This is a genomic window from Caballeronia sp. M1242 (genome assembly GCF_017220215.1).
Lineage (GTDB): Bacteria > Pseudomonadota > Gammaproteobacteria > Burkholderiales > Burkholderiaceae > Caballeronia.
On the sequence record NZ_CP071130.1, the window covers coordinates 1054767 to 1076394 of the forward strand.

The 21628-nt window shown below is 62.6% G+C and carries 17 protein-coding genes and 1 pseudogene; 6 read left to right on the forward strand and 12 right to left on the reverse strand.

Annotated elements, in window-relative coordinates; genetic code table 11:
• Nucleotides 1-230: 230 nt before the first annotated feature.
• The 3 genes and pseudogenes from JYK05_RS18340 to hmpA form a co-directional block, all read left to right on the forward strand.
• Nucleotides 231-1808, forward strand: a pseudogene (locus JYK05_RS18340) (methyl-accepting chemotaxis protein); the annotation flags it as partial.
• A 55-nt stretch (nucleotides 1809-1863) separates the two neighbouring features.
• Complete coding sequence (locus JYK05_RS18345) at nucleotides 1864-3750, forward strand: bifunctional diguanylate cyclase/phosphodiesterase (protein ID WP_206468718.1); 1887 nt, start codon at nucleotides 1864-1866, stop codon at nucleotides 3748-3750.
• Between the two features lie 117 nt (nucleotides 3751-3867).
• On the forward strand, nucleotides 3868-5082 hold the full coding sequence (gene hmpA, locus JYK05_RS18350; RefSeq protein WP_206468719.1) for an NO-inducible flavohemoprotein: 1215 nt from the start codon (nucleotides 3868-3870) through the stop codon (nucleotides 5080-5082).
• 50 nt (nucleotides 5083-5132) lie between these two features.
• Here hmpA and gudD read toward each other — a convergent pair whose 3' ends face one another.
• Both gudD and JYK05_RS18360 read right to left on the reverse strand, forming a co-directional pair.
• Nucleotides 5133-6476 (reverse strand): glucarate dehydratase, encoded by a 1344-nt coding sequence (gene gudD / locus JYK05_RS18355; protein WP_371826435.1) that lies wholly within the window; start codon nucleotides 6474-6476, stop codon nucleotides 5133-5135.
• 103 nt (nucleotides 6477-6579) lie between these two features.
• The gene (locus JYK05_RS18360; RefSeq protein WP_241270013.1) at nucleotides 6580-7884 is read right to left on the reverse strand and encodes an MFS transporter; all 1305 of its coding nucleotides are present in this window, start codon (nucleotides 7882-7884) and stop codon (nucleotides 6580-6582) included.
• A gap of 299 nt (nucleotides 7885-8183) precedes the next feature.
• Here JYK05_RS18360 and JYK05_RS18365 point away from each other — a divergent pair, with 299 nt between their 5' ends.
• Complete coding sequence (locus tag JYK05_RS18365; RefSeq protein ID WP_206468722.1) at nucleotides 8184-9221, forward strand: LacI family DNA-binding transcriptional regulator; 1038 nt, start codon at nucleotides 8184-8186, stop codon at nucleotides 9219-9221.
• 39 nt (nucleotides 9222-9260) lie between these two features.
• On the opposite strand, the gene catA is transcribed toward JYK05_RS18365, so the two are convergent.
• From catA to andAc, 6 genes are all read right to left on the reverse strand, one after another.
• Nucleotides 9261-10196, reverse strand: a complete 936-nt coding sequence (catA, locus tag JYK05_RS18370) for a catechol 1,2-dioxygenase (RefSeq protein ID WP_206468723.1) — start codon at nucleotides 10194-10196, stop codon at nucleotides 9261-9263.
• 46 nt (nucleotides 10197-10242) lie between these two features.
• Nucleotides 10243-10533, reverse strand: coding sequence for a muconolactone Delta-isomerase (gene catC / locus JYK05_RS18375; protein ID WP_206468725.1), 291 nt, complete (start codon nucleotides 10531-10533; stop codon nucleotides 10243-10245).
• A 137-nt stretch (nucleotides 10534-10670) separates the two neighbouring features.
• Nucleotides 10671-11894, reverse strand: coding sequence for an anthranilate 1,2-dioxygenase system ferredoxin--NAD(+) reductase (gene andAa / locus JYK05_RS18380; RefSeq protein ID WP_206468726.1), 1224 nt, complete (start codon nucleotides 11892-11894; stop codon nucleotides 10671-10673).
• Nucleotides 11884-12207, reverse strand: coding sequence for an anthranilate 1,2-dioxygenase ferredoxin subunit AndAb (gene andAb / locus JYK05_RS18385; RefSeq protein WP_175942182.1), 324 nt, complete (start codon nucleotides 12205-12207; stop codon nucleotides 11884-11886). Before andAb ends, andAa begins: the two co-directional genes overlap by 11 nt.
• A gap of 10 nt (nucleotides 12208-12217) precedes the next feature.
• On the reverse strand, nucleotides 12218-12691 hold the full coding sequence (gene andAd / locus JYK05_RS18390; RefSeq protein WP_175942183.1) for an anthranilate 1,2-dioxygenase small subunit AndAd: 474 nt from the start codon (nucleotides 12689-12691) through the stop codon (nucleotides 12218-12220).
• Nucleotides 12692-12706: 15 nt separating this feature from the next.
• Complete coding sequence (andAc, locus tag JYK05_RS18395; protein ID WP_206468727.1) at nucleotides 12707-13978, reverse strand: anthranilate 1,2-dioxygenase large subunit AndAc; 1272 nt, start codon at nucleotides 13976-13978, stop codon at nucleotides 12707-12709.
• A gap of 190 nt (nucleotides 13979-14168) precedes the next feature.
• Between andAc and andR the strand changes: the two genes are divergently transcribed.
• Nucleotides 14169-15137 (forward strand): anthranilate 1,2-dioxygenase regulatory protein AndR, encoded by a 969-nt coding sequence (gene andR / locus JYK05_RS18400; RefSeq protein ID WP_206468728.1) that lies wholly within the window; start codon nucleotides 14169-14171, stop codon nucleotides 15135-15137.
• Nucleotides 15138-15276: 139 nt separating this feature from the next.
• The gene (locus tag JYK05_RS18405; RefSeq protein ID WP_206468729.1) at nucleotides 15277-16173 is read left to right on the forward strand and encodes a LysR family transcriptional regulator; all 897 of its coding nucleotides are present in this window, start codon (nucleotides 15277-15279) and stop codon (nucleotides 16171-16173) included.
• Between the two features lie 77 nt (nucleotides 16174-16250).
• On the opposite strand, the gene yjfF is transcribed toward JYK05_RS18405, so the two are convergent.
• The 4 genes from yjfF to JYK05_RS18425 all read right to left on the reverse strand — a co-directional run bounded on the left by yjfF (nucleotide 16251) and on the right by JYK05_RS18425 (nucleotide 20891).
• Nucleotides 16251-17339 carry a galactofuranose ABC transporter, permease protein YjfF gene (yjfF, locus tag JYK05_RS18410; protein WP_206468730.1) on the reverse strand — a complete coding sequence of 363 codons (1089 nt, stop codon included), beginning with the start codon at nucleotides 17337-17339 and terminating at the stop codon, nucleotides 16251-16253.
• Complete coding sequence (locus JYK05_RS18415) at nucleotides 17336-18355, reverse strand: ABC transporter permease (RefSeq protein ID WP_371826436.1); 1020 nt, start codon at nucleotides 18353-18355, stop codon at nucleotides 17336-17338. The genes yjfF and JYK05_RS18415 overlap by 4 nt, the downstream gene beginning before the upstream one ends.
• Nucleotides 18356-18369: 14 nt before the next feature.
• Entirely contained in the window at nucleotides 18370-19884 is a 1515-nt protein-coding gene (locus tag JYK05_RS18420; RefSeq protein WP_206468733.1) for a sugar ABC transporter ATP-binding protein, read from the reverse strand.
• Between the two features lie 71 nt (nucleotides 19885-19955).
• Nucleotides 19956-20891: an ABC transporter substrate-binding protein gene (locus tag JYK05_RS18425; protein ID WP_241270014.1), complete on the reverse strand. Its 936-nt coding sequence runs from the start codon at nucleotides 20889-20891 to the stop codon at nucleotides 19956-19958.
• Nucleotides 20892-21628: the final 737 nt, after the last annotated feature.

The following is a 21628-nucleotide window of genomic DNA, read 5'->3' on the forward strand; positions in this document are numbered from 1 at the left end:
TTTTCGCTTGCACGATTTGTCGGTTAAATCTACGCTTAATACGCCATTTCGCTGTCTTTTTCGGTCTTCGGTCGCAATTACCACGCCTTTCTTCTTCACATGGTAATTATGGCTGGCATCGTTGGCTTTGACAAGACGTCGACATTTGGTAGAAAAGGAAGTCTCTATAAACGACGTAGGCGCACAACGCCCGCGGCGCCGAAGACCACGGCGAACACATAAAACACGCTATGAACCTCAAAACCATGTCGGTCAAGGCAAAACTGGCCTTGTCATTCTCGCTGCTAACGGCTGTCGTCCTGATCGTATCAGCGGTGTCCATCACCGCGCTCGGCGACGCGAATCAACGCTTCTTCGGCTTTGTCGAAGGCATCAACACCCGCGCGGCGCTGGCCGAACAGGTGCGTCAGGCAGTGGACCGGCGCGCGATCGCCGCGCGCAACATGGCGCTGGTCACGACGCCTGCCGATTTCGAGCTGGAAAAGGCCGCCGAAGCGCAGGCGCAAGCCGATGTCTCCCAACGCCTCGCCAAACTCGACGCGATGATCGCCTCCGCGACCGACACGACCGAGAAGGCGCGCTCGCTCGTCGCCGAGATCAACCGCATCGAAGCGCTGTATGCGCCGGTCGCCCAGGCGATCGTCAGCCTCGCGACCGAGCACCGTCAAGAGGAAGCCGTGCGCAAGATCAACGAAGACTGCCGCCCGCTGCTGGCCGCGCTCGTGAGCGCCACCAACGCCTATTCCGCTTACACGCACGAGCGCGCCGAGACGCTCGTGGCCGAGGCTCATGAACACTTCGCGACGCAGCGGGCCATCCTCATCGCCATTTGCCTCGCGGCGGTAGCGGCTGCGGTGGCAGCGGGCGTCATCATCACGCGCGGCCTGACGCGCGCGCTCGGCACCGAGCCGGCGACGCTCAAGGAAATCACACAGCGCGTTGCGTCGGGCGATCTCAGCCCCGTCGCAATGACTCGCGCGGTCCCGCAAGGCAGCGTGCTTTCGTCGATGGACGCGATGCAAAAGAGCCTCGTCACGTTGATTGCCGAAGTGCGCACGGCGGCCGACAGCATCGCGACCGGTTCCATGCAGATTGCCTCGGGCAACGCAGACTTGTCGGCGCGCACAGAGGAGCAGGCGTCGTCGCTGCAGGAGACGGCGGCCAGCATGGAAGAGCTGACCTCGACGGTCCGCCAGAACGCCGACAACGCGCAGCAGGCGAGCACGCTGTCGAGCAACGCGTCGCATGTGGCACAACAAGGCAATGCCGTGGTGACGCGCGTCGTCGAAACCATGACGGCGATCAGCGAGAGCTCGACGAAGATCGCGGACATCATCGGCATCATCGAAGGCATTGCGTTTCAGACCAACATTCTTGCGCTGAACGCGGCAGTCGAGGCCGCGCGCGCGGGCGAACAGGGGCGCGGCTTTGCAGTGGTCGCATCGGAAGTGCGCTCGCTCGCGCAACGCTCGTCGCATGCGGCGAAGGAGATCAAGGAACTGATCGGCGCGTCGGTGGCGAAGGTGGAAGCGGGCTTCGCGCTGGCGCAGGACGCAGGCACGACGATGAGCGACGTGATGACCGCGGTGCGCCGCGTGTCCGACATCATGGACGAGATCGCGGCGGCGACGGGCGAACAGAGCCGCGGCATCGAGCAGGTCAATCAGGCGATCTCGCAGATGGACCGCGTCACGCAGCAGAACGCCGCGCTCGTCGAGCAGGCGGCTGCGGCATCGCAGGCGCTGGATCATCAGGGGCGTCATCTTTCGCAGACGGTGTCGCAGTTCCGCATCGAACACGCTGCCGCATGACCAACGCGCGGCGCGCGGACACAGCCACTGAGAGGAAGTCGTGCACCACGAGATGAAGACGTTGCCCGGCGTCGCCACCGCGCAGTTCCGGTCGTTCGCAGCGAAGATTCCGCCGTTCTACGCATCGCTCGTCGTCACGATGTTGTCGTTCATGGTCGTGTTCGGGCAGCGCGCGCCCGCATGGCTCGCGCTCGGCATGCCGTCGGTCTTCATCGTGCTGCTCGTCTGGCGGGGCTGCTGGTGGGTCGTGCATCGCCATGACGACGTGACCGACGCCGAAGCGCGCCGCCATCTCGCCCGCGCGACGACCGTGCTGATCGTGAGCGCGGTCTTCGCAATGGGCGTGGACGTGATGCTATTCAAGTACGCAGACGTTCACGCGAAATACTTCATCCTGATGCAGATCGTGGCATCGACGATGGCGGGTTTCTTCTGCCTGATGCATCTGCGCACGGCGGCGGCGCTCGTCGCCTTCGCGATGATGCTGCCGTTCCTCGGCTCCATGTTGAGCATGGGCGATATCGGCGCGACGGCATCGGCGGTCGACATCGCGATCACCGTCGCACTGATGAGCTATGTGATGTTCGGCTATCAGCGCGACTTCGCGAATCTCATTCGTTCGGAAGCCGAAACAGCTGCATTGAGCAAGGAGAACGTGTGGCTCGCGAACCTCGACATGCTCACCGGTCTGCCGAACCGCCGGCAGTTTTTCGAGCAGTTGCAGTCGTCCATTGCGAATGCCGCCGCGACGAAGCGCACGGTGGCGGTAGGCGTCGTGGATCTCGACGGCTTCAAGCCCGTCAACGACACGCACGGGCACCGCGTCGGCGACCACGTGCTCGCGGAAATCGCGCGGCGCATCGAACGCATGACGACCCATGCCGCGTTGCTGGCGCGCGTGGGCGGCGACGAGTTCGCGTTCATCGTCGTGGATGCGGACGAAGCCTCGCTGCAGGCATCCGCCGATGCGATCATTCAGGCGGTGAGCAGGCCCATCGCCGTCGGCAGCCTCGTGACATCGGTCGGATGCTCGATCGGCTTCGCGATGTATCCGCGCGCCGCGGCGACGGCCGATCTGCTCTACGAACGCGCGGACTACGCGCTCTATCATGCGAAGCGTTCGGGCCGTTCGCGCTCGGTCATGTTCTCGCTGGAACACGAGCGACTGTTGAAAGAGCAAGGCGCGGTCGAGCAGGCGTTGCGCAGCGCCAACCTTGCCGACGAGTTCTATCCGGTGTTTCAGCCTATCGTCGATGCATCGACGAACCGCACGCTCGCGCTCGAAAGCCTCGCGCGCTGGCAAAGTCCCGTGCTGGGCGCGGTGCCGCCGGGCACGTTCATTTCGGTCGCGGAGCAGGCGGGCATCATCGCGGATCTCACGCCCATTCTGTTGCAAAAGTCGCTTGCCGCAGCCGAGCTTTGGCCGGAGGACGTGGACCTTTCCTTCAACGTCTCGCCGTACGATATCGCGAGCGAAGCGCGTACGCGCCGGCTCATCGAGATCATTCAGGCAAGCCGCGTGTCGCCGCAACGCATCGCGATCGAACTGACGGAGACCGCGCTGATGCATAGCTTCGCGCAGACGAACGCGAACATGGCGCTGCTTCAAGACGTCGGCGTGCGCATCTCGCTCGACGATTTCGGCACCGGCTATTCGAGCCTCAGCTATGTGCACGCATTGCCCATCAACAAGCTGAAGATCGACAAGAGCTTTATCAGCGATATCGGGGCGAATCCGCGAAGCAGAAACATCGTGCGATCGCTCATCACGTTGTGTCACGACCTCGGCGTGACATGCATCATCGAAGGCGTGGAGACGACGGACCAGTTGCGGATCGTGCGCGAACTGGGCGGCGCGGCCATTCAGGGCTATTACTTCGCCAAGCCGATGCCGGCGGCCAGCGTGAATGCGTATTTGCGCGATTGCACCGCCGTTTAATGTGGTGGTCGCGCCGACGTCGCTTCCGCGCCAAGCACGCCGGACGCCTCCCCTTCCCTCTTGCGGTACGACGGTTGCTCAGGTCAAGTGGACGAACGATCGACAGGAGGTACCGCGATGCTCAGTCAAGAGACGAAGGACATCGTCAAGGCGACCGCGCCTGTGCTCGCCGAACACGGACTGCCCATCATCAAACGCTTCTATATCCGGCTATTCGAAGCGCACCCGGAACTGAAGAACGTTTTCAACATGGCGCATCAGGAACAAGGCGAACAGCAGACGGCGCTGGCGCGCGCCGTCTATGCGTATGCCGAGAACATCGAGAATCCTGAAAGCCTTGCGGCCGTGCTCCGCAACATATCGAACAAGCATGCAAGCCTCGACGTGCGGCCCGAGCATTACCCGATCGTCGGCGAACATCTGCTCGGCGCGATCAAGGACGTGTTGGGCGATGCCGCGACCGACCAGATCATCGGCGCGTGGGCACAGGCTTATCAGAACCTTGCCGATGTGCTGATCGCCATGGAGAAGGCGCTGCGCGAAAAGTCGTCCGAGGCCGCGGGCGGCTGGACAGGCTGGCGGCCGTTCATCGTGAAAGAGAAGCGCCCCGACAGCAGCGTGATTACTTCATTCGTTCTCGAACCCGCCGACGGGCAGCCCGTCATGAACTTCGAGCCGGGGCAATATGTCAGCGTCGCGGTCGACGTGCCCGCGCTCAAGCTGCGTCAGATACGCCAGTACAGTCTCTCGGACATGCCGAACGGGCGGACGTATCGCATTTCCGTGAAGCGCGAAGACGGCGACGCCGCGCGGCCACCGGGCTATGTGTCGTCGCTGCTGCATCATCATGTCGAAGTGGGCGACGAGATATTGATCGCCGCGCCATACGGTACGTTCCATATCGACGTCGATGCCACGACGCCGATCGTGCTGATCAGCGGCGGCGTAGGTCTCACGCCGATGGTCAGCATGCTCAAGCGTGCGATTCAAAACCCGCACAGGCAAGTGGTATTCGTGCACGGCGCGCGCAATAGCGCGGTGCATGCCATGCGCGACCGGCTGAAGCAAACGGCTGCGACCCAGCCGAACTTCAAGGCAGTGATCTATTACGACGACCCCTTGCCTACCGATGTCGAAGGCGAAGACTATGACCGCCGCGGTTTCATCGACCTAAATGGCCTGAAGGACGAGATCCTGCTTCCCGAAACCGATTACTACATCTGCGGCCCAATTCCGTTCATGCGCTTGCAGCATGACGCGCTGCGCAGGCTAGGCATCGACGAGGCGCGAATCCATTATGAGGTCTTCGGCCCCGATCTCTTTGCTGAGTGACGCACGGCGCGCGCACCGTGCGCTTCATTGATACGCTTCGTTGATGCGCTTCAACGCACGAGGCAAGGCCGCTTGTTGTCGAACTTCCAGTTCGGGATGAGATATTGCATCGCGATGCCGTCATCGCGCGCGCCGAGGCCGTGCTGCTGATACAGCGCGTGGGCCTTCTCGATCTCGTCCATATCCAGTTCGACGCCGAGACCCGGCGTGCTCGGCACCTTCACCTTGCCGCCGACGATTTGCAGCGGATCGCGCGTGAGACGCTGGCCGTCCTGCCAGATCCAGTGTGTGTCGATCGCCGTGATCTTGCCCGGCGCGGCGGCCGCGACATGCGTGAACATCGCGAGCGACACGTCGAAGTGATTATTCGAATGCGAGCCCCACGTGAGGCCCCAGTCGTTGCACATCTGCGCCACGCGCACGGAGCCTTGCATCGTCCAGAAGTGCGGATCGGCCAGCGGAATATCCACCGATTGCAGTTGAATGGCGTGGCCCATCTGACGCCAGTCGGTGGCGATCATGTTCGTCGCGGTCGGCAGGCCCGTCGCGCGGCGGAACTCGGCCATCACTTCGCGGCCCGAATAGCCGTTCTCCGCGCCGCACGGGTCTTCAGCGTAGGCCAGCACGTCGTGCTTGTCGCGGCACAGGCGAATGGCTTCCGCGAGCGACCATGCGCCGTTCGGATCGAGCGTCACGCGCGCATCCGGGAAACGTTCGGCGAGCGCCGTCACGGCCTCGATCTCCGCATCGCCGGCGAGCACGCCGCCTTTCAGCTTGAAGTCGTTGAAGCCGTAACGCGCCTGCGCCGCTTCCGCGAGGCGCACCACCGCTTCCGGCGTCAGCGCGACTTCGGTGCGCAGGCGCTCCCAGTCGTCCTTGCCGTCCTCGCCGGATGCGTACGGCAGATCGGTGCGATTGCGATCGCCGATATAAAACAGATAGCCGAGCATCTCTACTTCGTCGCGTTGCTGGCCTTCGCCGAGCAGCGCCGCGACCGGCACGCCGAGATGCTGGCCGAGCAGATCGAGCAATGCCGCTTCCAGCGCGGTGACGGCGTGAATGGTCGTGCGAAGATCGAAGGTTTGCAGGCCGCGGCCGCCCGCATCACGGTCGGCGAACTGCGTGCGCACGCGATTGAGCACTGCCTGCATGTTGCCGATGGACTGGCCCACGACAAGCGCACGCGCGTCGTCGATGGTCTTGCGGATATTCTCGCCGCCAGGCACTTCGCCGACGCCCGTATTGCCCGCGCTGTCCGTGAGAATCACGATATTGCGCGTGAAGAACGGCGCATGCGCGCCCGACAGGTTCATCAGCATGCTGTCGCGTCCCGCAACGGGAATCACGCGCAATTCGGTAACGGTGGGCGTCGCGTTGACGCGAGTCGAAGTCATGGACATATGCGAAATACCATCGGTTGATTTGGACAATGCGCGCGTCGTGCTGATGCGACGGCTGCTTTATTCGGTTTCCTAACTTTATGCTTATTCAATGCGTTCATTCGGCAAGCTGGAAGCGTTCGATCTTGCCGACGACGAACACGTAGCAAACGATCGCAATCAACGCGTTCGCGCTCACGAAGACGAGCGCCGCCGCGAACGAGCCGGTTCCCTGCACGAGATAGCCAATGACGATCGGCGTCGTGATGCCCGCCGTATTGCCGAACGTGTTGAAGAGCGCCGCGCACAGGCCGCTCGCCTGCTTCGGCGCGGTGTCGGATACGACGGCCCAGCCGAGCGCGCCGATGCCCTTGCCGAAAAACGCCGCCGCCATGATGCCGATGACGAGCCACTGGTTATCGACATAGTTGCACGCGATCATGCAAGTCGAGAGCAGCAGGCCGACGACGATCGGCACCTTGCGCGCGGTGCTCGTCGAGAAGCCGTGCTTCATCAGCCGGTCCGACACGACGCCGCCCAGCAGACCGCCGAGAAAACCGGCGATAGCCGGAATGGATGCGACCACGCCCGCTTTTAGAATCGACATATGCCGTTCCTGCACGAGATAGATCGGGAACCAGGTCAGGAAGAAATACGTGAGCGTGGTGATGCAGTACTGGGCGATGAACACGCCGAGCATCATGCGGCTCTTTAGCAATTGTGCGAGCGCATGACGGCCATGCGTGCCGCCGTTCTGCGTATGCGTATGGCTTTGCGCGGCGCGGCGTTCCTTCGCCACTTGCCGGTCTTCGAGATCGACCATCGCGCCGTTGTCGGCGATATAGCGAATCTCGGCCTCGTTCGCGAGCGGATGCTGACGCGGCGCGTAGATGGTCTTCAACCACAGGCCGGCGACGAGCATGCCGAGCGCGCCCATCGCATAGAAGACATGCGGCCAGCCGTAAGCGTGCGTGATCCAGCCCATGATGGGCGAGAACAGCACGGTCGCGAAGTACTGAGCCGAATTAAACATGGCCGATGCCGTGCCGCGCTCGGCCGTCGGAAACCACGTCGCGGTCAGGCGCGCGTTGCCCGGAAACGCGGGCGCTTCCGCTGCGCCGACGAGAAAGCGCATCAGGAAAAGCGTGGCGAACGCGACGCCGACCGGCAAGGCGGCCACGAAGCCCTGAACTGCCGTGAGCAACGACCAGAAGAAGATGCTGAAAGCATAGACGCGCTTGGACCCGAAGCGGTCTAGCAGCCAGCCGCTCGGAATCTGCGCGATCACATAGGCCCACGCGAACGACGAGAAGATATAGCCCATCTCGACCGGCGAGATGTGCAGCGCTTTCTGGATGGACGAACCCGTGATGGAGATGGTCGCGCGGTCCGCGTAGTTGATCGTCGTGACGAGAAAGAGCATGAAGACAATCAGGAACCGCGCCTTGCTGCGTCCCGCGTAGCTCGAAGCCTGACCGTCCGCGCTGGCCGCTCGTTCGCCCAGTTGGTCCGCGGCCATCGAAGTCGCAGTCCGTTGTATGCCTCGCTCCATCGTCGTCTCCGGCTAGGTTGTGCGATGTCTCATCGTTAGCGAAGCATATGTTAGCGCAAACATCGCTGAAATCCGGGTTTTCCCGCTATGCAGAGATACGACGTCTTATTTCTACGATCGTTCGGACGTGAGCCTCTGAGGCTACAATCAAACGAAACAAGGGGACTCGAATGGAAGAGAGTTACGCGCCGGCGAAGCTCGGTTCGACAGAAGCCAACGACAGCGTGACGCTGGAAGACGTCGCGCGTCTCGCGGGCGTCACCGCAATGACCGTCTCGCGCACGCTCAAGCGCCCCGAACTCGTTCGCGAGGAAACGCGCCAGCGCGTGATGGATGCCGTGCGCGCCACCGGCTACGTGCCGAACCTGCTGGCGGGCGCGCTTGCGACGAACAAGAGCCATCTGATCGCCCTCTTGCTGCCGACCATCGCCACGTCGATTTTCACGGACATGGTCCAGAGCCTGATGGCGACGCTCGCGCCTGCCGGCTATCAGACGTTGCTCGGCCTCACCGACTATCTTCCGGAGCGCGAGGAGCAGCTTGTCGAAACCCTGCTCGGGCGACGGCCCGACGCCATCGTTCTAACCGGCACCGAGCATTCGCCGCTCACGCGAGAACGGCTGCGCAGGACGAAGGTGCCGATCATCGAGATCTGGGACCTGACCGACGACCCTATCGACATGCTGATCGGCTTCTCGCACGAGGCAGTCGGCGTCGAAGTCGCGCGCCATCTGCTCGCGAAGGGGTATCGGCGGTTCGCGGTGTTGTCGGCCGACGACCCGCGCGGCGTGCGGCGAAGCCTGAGCCTGATCGATGAACTGAAGCGCCACGGAACCAGCGACGTACCGATCGAAGTACTGCCCGCTCCGGCCACGCTTCAGACCGGGCGCGAAGGGTTCGCTCGACTGCTGGACCGCGGCTTGCCCGAGGTCATCGTGTGCAGCACGGACACGCTCGCGCAGGGGATTCTCGCCGAGGCGGCGAAGCGCGGCATCGCCATTCCTCGCGACGTAGCCGTGATGGGCTTCGGCGATCTGAGCACCGCGGCGCATGTCCATCCTTCGCTGTCGACGGTGCGCATCGACGGCGCGTCGATCGGCAGACTGGCGGCCGACGCGCTCGTGAACAGGCTGGACGGAAGGCACCCCGCGCAACCGGCACTGAGGGTCGACACGGGGTTTGCGATCATCGACCGCGAGAGCGCGTGACGTTCGGGCCGCAAGCACTCATTGGCGAACCGGCCAGCGTCACGCCTCGACCGATGCCCGTTTTCGCTGCACGATCTGATTGTCCTTGCCGTGAACGAGCGGCGTCAGCCTGAAGTCGAACTCGATTTCCTTATAGTCGTCGGCCTTCAAGCCCAGCGCTTTGCCGCCCGTCTTCTCGACGACATGCGGAATCAGGTCTTCTCGCGTGGCATAAGCGAAGTCGTCCCAGATCAACGGATCGCCTTCGATATTGATCTGAGTCGTCAGCTTGCGGCAGTTGTCCGCAGTCACGAAGAAGTGAACATGCGCCGGGCGATTGCCATGCCGGCCGAGCGCGTTGAGCAAATGCTGCGTCGAACGTTGCGGCGGGCAGCCATAACCCACCGGCATCAGCGTGCGGAACTCGTATTTGCCTTCGCTATCCGTTTTTACCGCGCCACGCAGATTGAAGTCGCTCTGTGCGCCAGTCGGATCGAAGTGCGAATAGAAGCCCTTCGAATTGGCATGCCAACATTCGACCAGCGCGTTCGCGAGCGGCTTGCCATCCGGTCCCGTGACCGTGCCGCGAATGACGAGCGGACCCGCGTTCTCATCCGCGTCGAGGTCGATCTTCGCCATGCCCTCCCGCACCGGCGCGCCGGCCACGTACAGCGGGCCTTCGATGGTGCGCGGCGTGCCGCCGTTCAGCTCCGCCTCGCGGTCTTCGGCATCCATGCGAATGTCGAGGTACTTCTCGAGTCCGAGGCCCGCCGCCAGCAGCGCCGCCTCGCCGTCCTGACCGAGCTTGTTCAGATAATTAACGCCGGCCCAGATCTCATCGGGCGTCATGTCGAGATCGTCGATCGCCTTGAACAAATCACTCAGCAAGCGATGCGTGATTTGCTTTGCACGCGCATTGCCGCCATCGCCCGCGAGATTCGCCGCCGCCTTCAGCAAGCCTTGCACTTCCTCGCTCTGGAATACTTTGACGCTCATGATTCATGTCTCCGTTCGTATGGGAATTTGAATTTGGCTTTGATGCTCAAGCGTCGTCGTCTCTCACGGACGACGGATGGCGACACAACGGCGTCACCGAAATCTTCATGTAGGGGAAAAGCGGCAATGCAGTGAGAATCTCGTGCAGTTCGGCATTGCTTTCGACATCGAAGATGCTGAAGTTGGCGTACTCTCCGGCAAGACGCCAGATGTGACGCCATTTGCCGCTGCGCTGAAGCCCCTGCGAATAGGCCTTTTCTCGCGCCTTGATCTCGTCGGCGACATGAGCGGGCATGTCAGCCGGAATATTCACCACCATTCGAACATGGGACAGCATCGCTCTTGTTCTCTCAACGGGTGACTTTCATGAGGCCATCGCGCGTGAAGCGCTCGACCACGGCTTTGTTCAGTTGCATTTCGATGCCCGTTTCCATGCTCTTACCGTTCGTCATCCTAATGACTGTTCAAATCCACTCACGCATTGAGCAACGCACGCAGTGAAACAGCTGTGTCGCGCAGGGCATCGATGTCGAGCCGCGTGCCGGCCGCGAGCAGCCGCTTGCACGCGCCCATGTCGCGGCCCGCGTTGACGGCGGCGACCGCGGCAAGCGCGCCCGCTTCATCCAGCGCAAGCACGCAGAACGAGCCGGCCGACGGATCGCCGCGCAGAATCACCGTATGCGTCGCATCGAAGATGCCGAGCGTCTGTACGTTGCAGTCGTATTGATCCGACCACAGCCACGGCGTTTCCGCGTAACGCTCCTGTGCGCCGAGCATGTTTGCTGCGGCGATGGCGGGCTGATTCTCTGCGACCTGCCACGATTCGACGCGCACATGCCGCTTCAATAGCGGGTTGAAATGCCTCGTGACCTCACCCGCCGCGAAGATCGAAGGATCATCGGTCCGGCATTGCTCGTCCACGACGATACCGTTGTTGACCGCGAGCCCCACCGCTTGCGCGAGTTCCACGTTCGGCACCACGCCGATACCCACCACCACGATATCCGCATCGATATCGCCGCGATCGGTCTCGACGATTGCATGCTCTGCGCCGCGTCTTACGGCCACAGGCTTCGTGCGCAGCCGCATGTCCACGCCTTTCGTGCGATGCAGCGTATGCAGGAAGTCGGCGACTTCGCGCGGCATCGAGCGCATCAGCAAGCGCTCCGCAGGTTCGACGAGCGTGACCGCGCAACCGGCCTTGATCGCAGAAGCCGCGACTTCGAGCCCGATAAAGCCGCCACCGAGCACCGCCACGCGTGCGCCCGGCCGCAACGCCGCCCGCAACGCGCGCGCATCATCGACGGTGCGGACGTAGTGCAGCTTGACGCCCTCATCGACATGACCGGGAAACGGCCGCACGCGCGATCCCGTCGCCAGCAGCAAGCGCTCGTATTCGATGCGCGCGCCATCGCTCAGAACGACGCATTGGGCCTCACGATCGATGGCCTCCACGCGCATGCCGAGCCGCATATCGACGCGTTGCGCGTCGTACCATGCGGCATCGCGAATGAAGATACGGCGCTCGCCTTTTTCCGACAGCAGCGCGGCCTTCGAGAGTTCCGGGCGATCGTAGGGCAAGGCACGCTCATCGCCGATCATCACGATGTGCGCATCCGCATCGCGCGCTCGCAGCGTTTCGGCCGCACGGCGCGCGGCGTGTCCGCCGCCGACGATCACATAAGGCTTACTCGACATGAATCTCGACCTGTCCATCGACGATGCGAATCGGATAGCTGCGCACGGCTTCGGTGACCGGCGCGCAACGCGGCGCGCCGCTGCGGATATCGAATAGCCCCTGATGCAGCGGACATTCCACGCAACCGTCTTCGACGAAGCCTTCCGACAGCCGCGCGTGACCATGCGTGCAGAGGTCGTGCAGCGCGAAGACTTCATCGCCGATACGGAAGACGGCCACCGGCTTGTCGTTCGCGACGACCGCGGCGGGCTCGCCTTCGGTGAAGTCGTCGAGCTTGCCGATGGCGTGCCATGCATTCGTCAGTTGTTCCATGTTCCGCTCCTCAAATCGGCGTGGCGAGCAGCGTCTGCACGCGCGACGTGTCGTAGATCACGCGCTTGGCCCGATAGCGCAGACCCTCCGCCGTGCGCACGACCTTGTCGAAATACCGGCCCGCCTGATAGACATTCGATTCGCCGTTGCTGCGCGTCTGGATCACCACGTAGTTGCTTTCCGTTTCGATCACGCCGTCTTCGTCGCGCGTGACGGTAAGCCCCGACGTCATATGACGGTAGCTATGCTCCTCGTAGATATTCGCGTGACGCAGCGACACCACGCGGTCGCGCAGCATCCTCTGATTCGTGCAATGGATGATGCCCACGGGCAAGCCCATGTCCGCGTTCTCTTTCGGCACGATCTCGTACAGACAGTCCTCCGTGAAGAGCGTCGGCCACGCTTCGAGCCTGTCGTTATCGAGCGCGTTGATGTATTGGTCCTGCAACATGTGCAGTTCGAACCACAGCTTCATCTGTTCCATGCGTCGCCTCGCCGCTCAATAGCCCATGAGTTTCTGATAACCGACCCAGAACTTGCGGATCAGGCTTTCGGTAATGACCGTGTCCTGCTGATCGGGATTGCCGCGCGACATCTCGATGACCGACGTCGCATCCGCATCGCGCACGGTGCCGCGCTGCACGAGCTCGGTCGCTTCGGTGTCTTCCATCGAGATATAGCCGGCAGGCCCCACGAGATTGGCCTGCTTGATACGCAGCGCGCGCAGCTCGGGCGTGTCGTCCGTATAACCGAAGAAGTGGAAGATCAGTTCGAAGCTATTCGGCCCCTTCGGCAGCAACTGGCGCGCGACCAGCGTGTTGTGAATCTGCTGGATGACGAGTTGCGGGAAGATCGGCTGAATGTGGTTCGTCGTGTCTTCTTCGTATTCGGAGACGAGGCCGAGAATGGAATCGTCTTCGAGCGCGAAGCCTTCATCGAAAGAGCGGATGTTCTGCTGCTTGTATGCCGAGGACGTGTCCTCGCCGGTCTTCGTCACGGTGATGATGCTATGCAGGCCGTGCGTCGCGTCCGGGATCGAACGCGCCTTCATGCCGACGCGAAAGATGTTGAACGTGGTATGAAACAGATGCAGCATGCTCGCGTGATACGGGTCCTTCACATTCTCGAAGTACAGCTTCCAGTTCGACTTCGAATACTGACGCGTGCAGCCGAGATACTCGATCGGCTTATGAAAGATGCGGTCGATCCACGGGCGCATCTCTGCGCCGAGATAGTCGGGCAGCGGCGCAACGTCGTCGCTGAACGAGGCGAAGACGAGGCCCTTGTAGCTCTCGACGCGCAGTTTGCGCAGGCTGTGGTTCTTCGGGTCGAAGTCGGCGGGCATGCCCGTCATGCCCTTCTGGCCGCGCCTGAACGGCACGCCGAGCAAGTTGCCGCTGTTGTCGAAGCTCCACTGATGATAGACGCAGGTGTGCGATGTCGCGTTGCCGCGCGCTTTGCGGCACACGGACGCGCCGCGATGCGCGCAGCGATTCACCCATGCGGCGAGCCCGCCGTCTTCGAGCCGCGTCACGACAACGGGCGTATCGCCGACGAACGTGCTCTTGTAGTCGCCTGCATTTGGGATCTCGGCTTCCAGCGCCACGAAGTTCCAGGTCGGACCGCGAAAGATGCGTTCCTGCTCGCGGTCGTATACCGCTTGGGAACTGAAGACCTTGTAGGGCACGCGCGAGCCGTCGTCGCGCGGAAAGTGAACGTGGTCCGATTCGGTCGGACCTTGAGGGCGAAATACCAGTTCAGCCGTTTCCACGGATGTTCTCCTGTTGCGGGGGCGCCGTAATCGATACGTCACGGTGTCAGCGCATTTTTGGAGAGACAAAATGGCGGGTCTATCCACCAAAGCCGCCGCTCTTTCACGTACTATCCAAAAACGGCGGTTTTATTCACCGGGCCTCGCAAGACGCGAACGGCCTGGTGCGAACCTGCGTTTACCCGTATCCATGACCCCGACTCGTTTTGCGCCCGACGCCTTACGCAGCTATCGGCTCTTTGAATCGAGCGATCTCGATGAGACGCGCGATCTCATCTCGCGCGTGATGCAGCCGCATGTGCTCGTGCCATCGGGAAAGGATCGCGGGCCCGCGTACATGGATTTCGTGAAGCTGGGGCGGCTCGGTCTCGGCGCCATCTCCTTCGGCGCGTCCATGCACGTGGATGTGGAATCCGTCGACGGCTACTATCTTCTGATGTTCTGCCTCCGCGGCCATGCGCAAGTGCGCACGCTGAACGCGACGCTCGACGTCGATCATCACAATGCGGTGCTGTGCGCGCCGGGTCAGCCGTTCGACGCATGGTTGTCGCCCGATTGCGAGCAGTTCGTGCTTCGCATGGATGCCGACGTGTTCGAGAAAGCGAGCCACGATGCCGGCACGCTGTTGTCGCCGCGCCTGTCCATCGACAGTCCAGCGTTGCGGGGATGGATGCAGCAGTTGCGCGCGCTCACGGGGTCATCGGCGCTGCTCGAGAGCGCGCGTTCGAACGGGCAGATCGCCGGACATATGGAAGCGCTGCTCATCGATCTGCTGACGTGCTCGTTGCCGAGTGCGACGGTTGCTCCGGTTACGCATTCGTCGCTCGCGCCCGCCTTCGTGAAGCGTGCCGAAGAGTTCGTCCGCGCACATGCAGGCGAGCCGTTGCAACTGGAAGACATCGCACGGGCGGCGGGCGTATCGCCGCGTACGTTGCGGGAGCGGTTTCAGATTGCGCGCGGGATGAGCCCAATGCAATTCGTGCGTAAGGTCCGCATGGAACATGCGCGGGCTGCGTTGCTGGCGGCCGGCCCTCGCGCGCGGATCGCGGATATTGCGCTCGCGTGCGGCTTTCTTCATCTGGGCCGCTTTTCGATTGCGTATGCGGAAACTTTCGGCGAGTCGCCCTCGGAGACGCTGCGCAAACGCGCTCCTCGTTGAGAGCCACGATTGATCGGTCGATAAGGATGAAGAACGAATCTTCGCGCGTGAGATCGCGCTTTAGGTCCCGTCGTCGCCCCGTGCAAGCGGCAGCAAGCGAAGCTGGACACCACCGCCCAGGAGTCGCTATCCTCGCTGCATGATCGATAAAAAACGCAAAGAACTCGACTGGCAGGACATGCGGATGTTTCTGGCTTTGGGACGCTACCGCAGCTTGTCATCCGCTGCCAGAGCACTGCGGGTCAACCACGCCACCGTGGCAAGACGCATTCAGGCGCTCGAAGACAGTCTGGGCGAAAGCCTCGTCGAGCGCAGGCCCGACGGTTATGTGCTCACGCCGGCGGGGGAAAGCGCGCTGGCAGTGGCAGCGAAAATGGAAGCCGCAGCGCAGACGTTGACGCGCCCCGCCCCGAGCGACGGCGAGAGCAGCATACGAGGTCTCGTGCGCATCAATGCGCCGCCTGCGCTGTCGCAGGGCTTCTTGATCGCGCGGCTGACCGAAATCACCGCACGGCATCCGGGCCTCGACATCGACCTCGCGACCGACCTTCGTTCGATCAGTCTCAATCGCCACAAGGCGGACATTGCAGTGCGCGTCGGACGACTGACCGATGCTGACCTCATCGCCAAGCCGGTGGGGAGCATGGCTTTCGGTTTATGGGGAACGCAGGCGCAGTGCGAGCGGGCCGAGCGCGGCGAGTCGCCGACCTTCGTGAGCTTCAATGAGGAGAGCGCGGACATGCCCAATCTGGTGTGGCTGCGAGAGCACTTTCCGCGCTCACGTATCGCTTTTCGCGCGGAGAATCACATCTTCCAGGCAATCGCCGCGCGCGACGGCATCGGCCTGGCCTTGCTTCCGCACTATCTTGGCCGCAGCTTGCCAGGGCTCAGGCTCTGCGCGTTCGGGCCGGTGCCTCCGCCTCGCGATATGTGGCTGCTCATCCGCAGGCAGGATCGGAACGACGCGACCATACGAGCGGTCACGCAGCATCTGACCGATGCGTTCAAGGCGAGCGAACAGCTTTTTGCGGCGTAGCTCGAAGACCTGCGAATGAAAGAACCGAATGCCGCATCGCTCCTGCGCGTAGCATCGCGTCAACGGTCAACGCAGCGTCAACTCCGCGGCACCAGTCCGAGCGGCTTCGCTTCGCCGGGCGCGTCGGACGTCAACGGCTCCGGTGCCTTCTTGCGCTTCAGTCCTTCGCCGAGCGTGGTGCCGTTCGATTTGCGACGCGCCGCGTGCCGCTCGATCACGCGTTGCAGCAAGCAGAACGCGCAGAGCAACGCGCCGATGACAATGCGCGTCCACCAGGAACTGAGCGTGCCATCGAACGTGATCAGCGTCTGAATGGTGCCGAGAATGCCGACGCCGAACACCGAGCCGATCACGTAACCCACGCCGCCCGTGAGCAGCGTCCCGCCGATCACCGTCGCGGCGATGGCGTCGAGCTCCATGCCCTGCCCTTGCAGCCCGTATCCAGAAAGCACATAGAGCGTGAAGACCACGCCGCCGAGCGCCGAACAGAAACCGCTCAGCGTATACACGCCGACCTTGGTGCGCGCGACCGGCAAGCCCATCAGCAACGCCGAGCGTTCGTTGCCGCCGACCGCATACACGTTACGGCCGAAGCGCGTGAAGTGCGCGACGAAGATCGCGACCAGCAGCGTCGCGACCGCGACGAGCGCGCCCGCCGTGACCGACGCCCCGCCGACATCCACATGAAAACCGGAGAGCGCGTGGAAAGTGGGATCGTTGATCGTGATGGATTGCGTCGTGATAAGAAAGCAGGCGCCGCGCGCGAGGAACATGCCCGCCAGTGTCACGATGAACGGCTGCAACTTGAAGAAGTGAATGAGCGCGCCCATGGCGGCCCCGTAGAGCGCGCCCGCCGCGAGCACCAGCGGCACGATCACCCACACCGGCCAATGCAGCTTCTCGGCGAAGACAGCGCACAGAATGGTCGTCAGCGCGACGACCGAGCCGACCGAGAGATCGATGCCGCCCGACACGATGACGAACGTCATGCCGATGGCGACGATCAGCAGGAACGCGTTGTCGATCAAAAGGCCGAGCAAGACTTGCAGTGAGAAGAAGCCGGTGTACATCACCGAACCGAAGCCGAAGAGCGCGGCGAACAGCACGATGGTGATGACGATGGGCAATACGCGCGGGTCCGTCACGCGGTCGAACACATTTCTCATTTCGATGACTCCGCGAGCGGCTGTTTCGATGCGACCGGGAACACGCGCTTCAACTGACGCATCAGCACCGTGCGCGCAGTGGCCGATTGAATGACGCTCACCACCAGCACGACCGCCGCCTTCACGACAAGCGTGGCTTCGGGCGGCACGCCGATGGAATACGTCGTGTACGTGAGCGTCTGGATGATGAGCGCGCCGAGGACGGTGCCGGCGAGACTGAAGCGCCCGCCGAGCAACGACGTGCCGCCGAGTGTGACGGCGAGGATCGCATCGAGTTCGAGCAGCAGGCCAGCGTTGTTGCCGTCGGCGCTGCGCACGTTCGAACTGGCGAGCACGCCTGCCATCGCGGCGGCAAGCCCCGAGAACGCATACACGCCGAACACGATCATGCTCGAACGTAAGCCGACGAGCCTCGTCGCGACCGGATTGACGCCGATAGCCCGGATGAACAAGCCGAGCGCCGTGCGGTTGACCAGCAGCGCAGTCAGCACCAGTGCACCGCACGCGACCCACACGGAACACGGCACGCTCGCGAGATAGCCGCCACCGACGAGCAGATAACCCTTCGCGCCGATGGGGATGATCTGTCCGCCCGTCAGCAACTGCGCGACGCCGCGTCCCGCGACCATCAGAATGAGCGTTGCGATGATCGGCTGCATGCCGATGAACGCCACCAGCAAGCCGTTCCACATGCCGCCGAGCACGCCGACTCCGAGCGCCGCCGCGATGGCGAGCGGCACGCGCGATGGATCATCGGCGAGAATCGTGGCAGCGGTCGCGCCCGCAATGGCGACGATCGCGCCTACGGAGATGTCGATGCCGCGCGTCGCGATCACGAGCGTCATGCCGAGCGACACGAGCACGAGCGGCGCCGCGCGATTCAGAATGTCGATCGGCGCGCCGAACAAGTGGCCGTCGAGCATCGTGATGGAGAGGAAGTTCGCGTTGTGCGAAAGATCGAGCACGCACAGCGCGATCAGCGTCAGGCACGGCCACACGAGCGGATGTTGAGACATTGCCTTGATCGTGCTCATTCCGAGCCTCCCGCGATGAGCCGGTACACGTCATCTTCGGACGCGGTATGGCCCGCGACTTCGGCGACCTTGCGTCGATCGCGCAGCACCGCGATCCGGTGACTCACGCGCACGACCTCGCTCACTTCCGATGAGATGAAGAGAATGGAGAGGCCCTTTGCGCAGAGCGCGAGCACGCGGTCCATGATCTCGAACTTCGCGGCCACGTCGATGCCGCGCGTCGGCTCGTCGAGGATCAGCATCTTCGGTTCGGTCGCGAGCCAGCGCGCAAGCAGCACCTTCTGTTGATTGCCGCCCGATAACAGGCCGATGGGCTGCTCCGCGTCGCGCGCCTTGATGCCGAACTGCTGGATATAGCGGTTGGCGATCTCGCGCTGCTTCGCCTTGCCGATGCAGCGCCACAGCCCGCGCCGCGCCTGCACCGCGAGGATAATGTTCTCGCGTATGGAAAGATCCGCGACGATGCCTTCCTTCTTGCGGTCTTCAGGACAGTAACCGATGCCGTGACGCACCGCATCGCGCGGCGAATGCAGCTTCACGGTCTTGCCGCCGATACGCGTCGCGCCCGCATCCGAGCGTTCCGCGCCGAATAGCAGGCGCGCCGTTTCGGTGCGGCCCGAGCCAAGCAGACCCGCGAGCCCGAGTATCTGTCCGGGCTGCACGTCTATATCGACGGGATTCATCACGCCTCGCCGGGCCACGCCGCGCATCTCCAGAAACGGCGGCACGCTGCTCTGCTCTGCGGGCGCTTCCGTCGCCGCGCGTTCCAGCCGCTCGGTCATGCGCTCATGGCCGACCATCTTGGACACCAGCAGTTCGACGGGCAGATCCTTGGCGAGATATTCCCCTTCGCGCTCGCCATTGCGCATGACCGTGATGCGGTCGGATATCGCGTAGGTCTGTTCTAGGAAGTGCGTGACGAAGAGAATCGCGAGGCCGGAATCGCGCAGTTTGCGCAGCACATCGAAGAGCCGCGTGACTTCGCCGTCGTCGAGGCTGGATGTGGGTTCGTCGAGAATGAGCACGCGTGCATCGACCGATAGAGCCCGCGCGATCGCCACCATCTGCTGCACGGCGATGGGATACGTATCGAGCGACTTGGTGACGTCTACCGTGACGTTGAGTTCGGCGAGCGCCGCTTGCGCGCGCGCGTGGATCGATCGCCAGTCGATTGCGCCGCGCCGCTTCGGCTGTCGGCCCGCGAACATGTTCTCGGCCACCGACAAGTTCGGGCACAGATTCACTTCCTGATACAGCGTCTGAATGCCGGCCGCTTCCGCTTCGAGCGGCGCGGTGAAATGCACGGGTTGGCCGGCGAGCCGGATCTCGCCGGCGTCGGGCTCGTGCACGCCGGTGAGCACGTTGATGAGCGTCGATTTGCCGGCGCCGTTCTGCCCCATGAGCGTGTGAACCTCGCCGGGAAACAAACGGAAGCGGACGTCATGCAACGCGCGCACGCCGGGAAAAGACTTCGACAGGCCGATCGTTTCGAGCACGGGAGCGTCGGTCATGGAGAGCGCCGGCTAGAGGGAAGGATCGCCCATCGCGCGGCCGAACGCCTGCGCGATGGACGCGCACGCATTCAGTACTTGCGCTGCGGCAGAGTCTGCGCGGCCACGCTCATCGGGAAGATGGTTTCTTCCGTCACGATGCGCTTGGGCAATTGCTTGCCCGCGACGATATCCTTCACGGCGGTCATCAACTGCGGCCCGAGCAGCGGACTGCATTCGACGTCCACATTGATCTTGCCTGCGATCATCGCCTCGAAGCCGCCCTTGGTGGCATCGAACGAAACGACGGTCACGTCCTTGCCGGGCTTCATGCCGGCCTCTTCCATCGCCTGAATCGCGCCGAGCGCCATGTCGTCGTTATGCGCGTAGACCACGTTGATCTGCTTGCCGTAGGTCTTCACGAACGCTTCCATGACCTGCTTGCCGCCCGCGAGCGTGAAGTCGCCGCTTTGCGAAGCGATGACCTTGAATTTCGGGTCGTTCTTGATGACTTCGAGCAGACCTGCGCGGCGGTCATTGGCCGGCGCCGAGCCGACCGTGCCCTGCAATTCCACGATATTGATCGGCCCTTTCTCGTTCTTATAGTGATCTTCCAGCCACTTGCCGCCACGACGACCCTCTTCGAGGAAGTCCGAGCCGATCATCGTCACATAGAGCGACTTGTCTTTCACATCGATATTGCGGTCGGTGAGAATGACCGGGATCTTAGCGTTCTTCGCTTCGACGAGAATGGGCTCCCATCCGGATTCGACGACCGGAGAGAACGCGATGACATCCACTTTCTGGGCGATATACGAGCGGATCGCCTTGATCTGATTTTCCTGCTTCTGCTGGGCGTCGGAGAACTTGAGGTTGATGCCCGCGTCCTTGGCGGCCGTTTTCACGGAGACGGTATTCGCGGTCCGCCACGCGCTTTCCGCGCCGACCTGCGCGAAGCCCAGCGTGATCTTCTTGTCCTCGGCGTGCGCACTCATGCCCGCGGCAAACAACAGGACCGAACCAAGCATTGCGCTCAGCACCGTGCGTCGGGTCTGTTTCATTATCGTCTCCTGATGGATCATTTTTGCCGCGGCTCTAGGTCCGGGGTCCTGGACTCAGGATTGAGTCCTGCGCAAGATTAGTCTGACGACGCATGCGGGTCCAATCACTTATTGGGCGTCGAGGATACCAAGACTGATATCAGGGAAAACACGGTTGATGCGCTGCGCGGATTGCTTAGTCACTGCGTCTTCTAATTAAATACTGAGTTCGTCATTGCGGCGACGCGAGTTGCGTCCCACGTTTTGGAACTTGCTATTTGCCTGCGCCCGTCGAAGGAACACACGTGAGTACGACGACGCCGTCGCTCTGTCCGACGGCGCTCACCGATGCCTCGTGAATTTCCCCATTCCCGCATGACCATCTGACGAGGAAATCGCCTTTGCAATCGCTTCTTTCTCGAAGGGGCGCGGGCAATGCCACAGGGTACTGGCAAGTTTCTGTCGAGTTGCAGCGAGAAGCAAGGTCGGAGGTCGAGTCCAAAGCTCGGATGCCACAGGTTCCTATATATGAGCCGGATTCGATCTGCATCGGCGCCGCCACCGAACTCGTGCTTGCCGCGAGTAACAGGCAAAGCGGAACGTATGTGCTTTTTGCTTGCATCATTGGGGCTCGGACTAGCATGAGGAGTCTCGGTCCTAATGACTCTAGGCGACGAGTGGACGCCGAAAAAGGCAACGCGGGCGCAGTCAGTCGAAAGCAGACT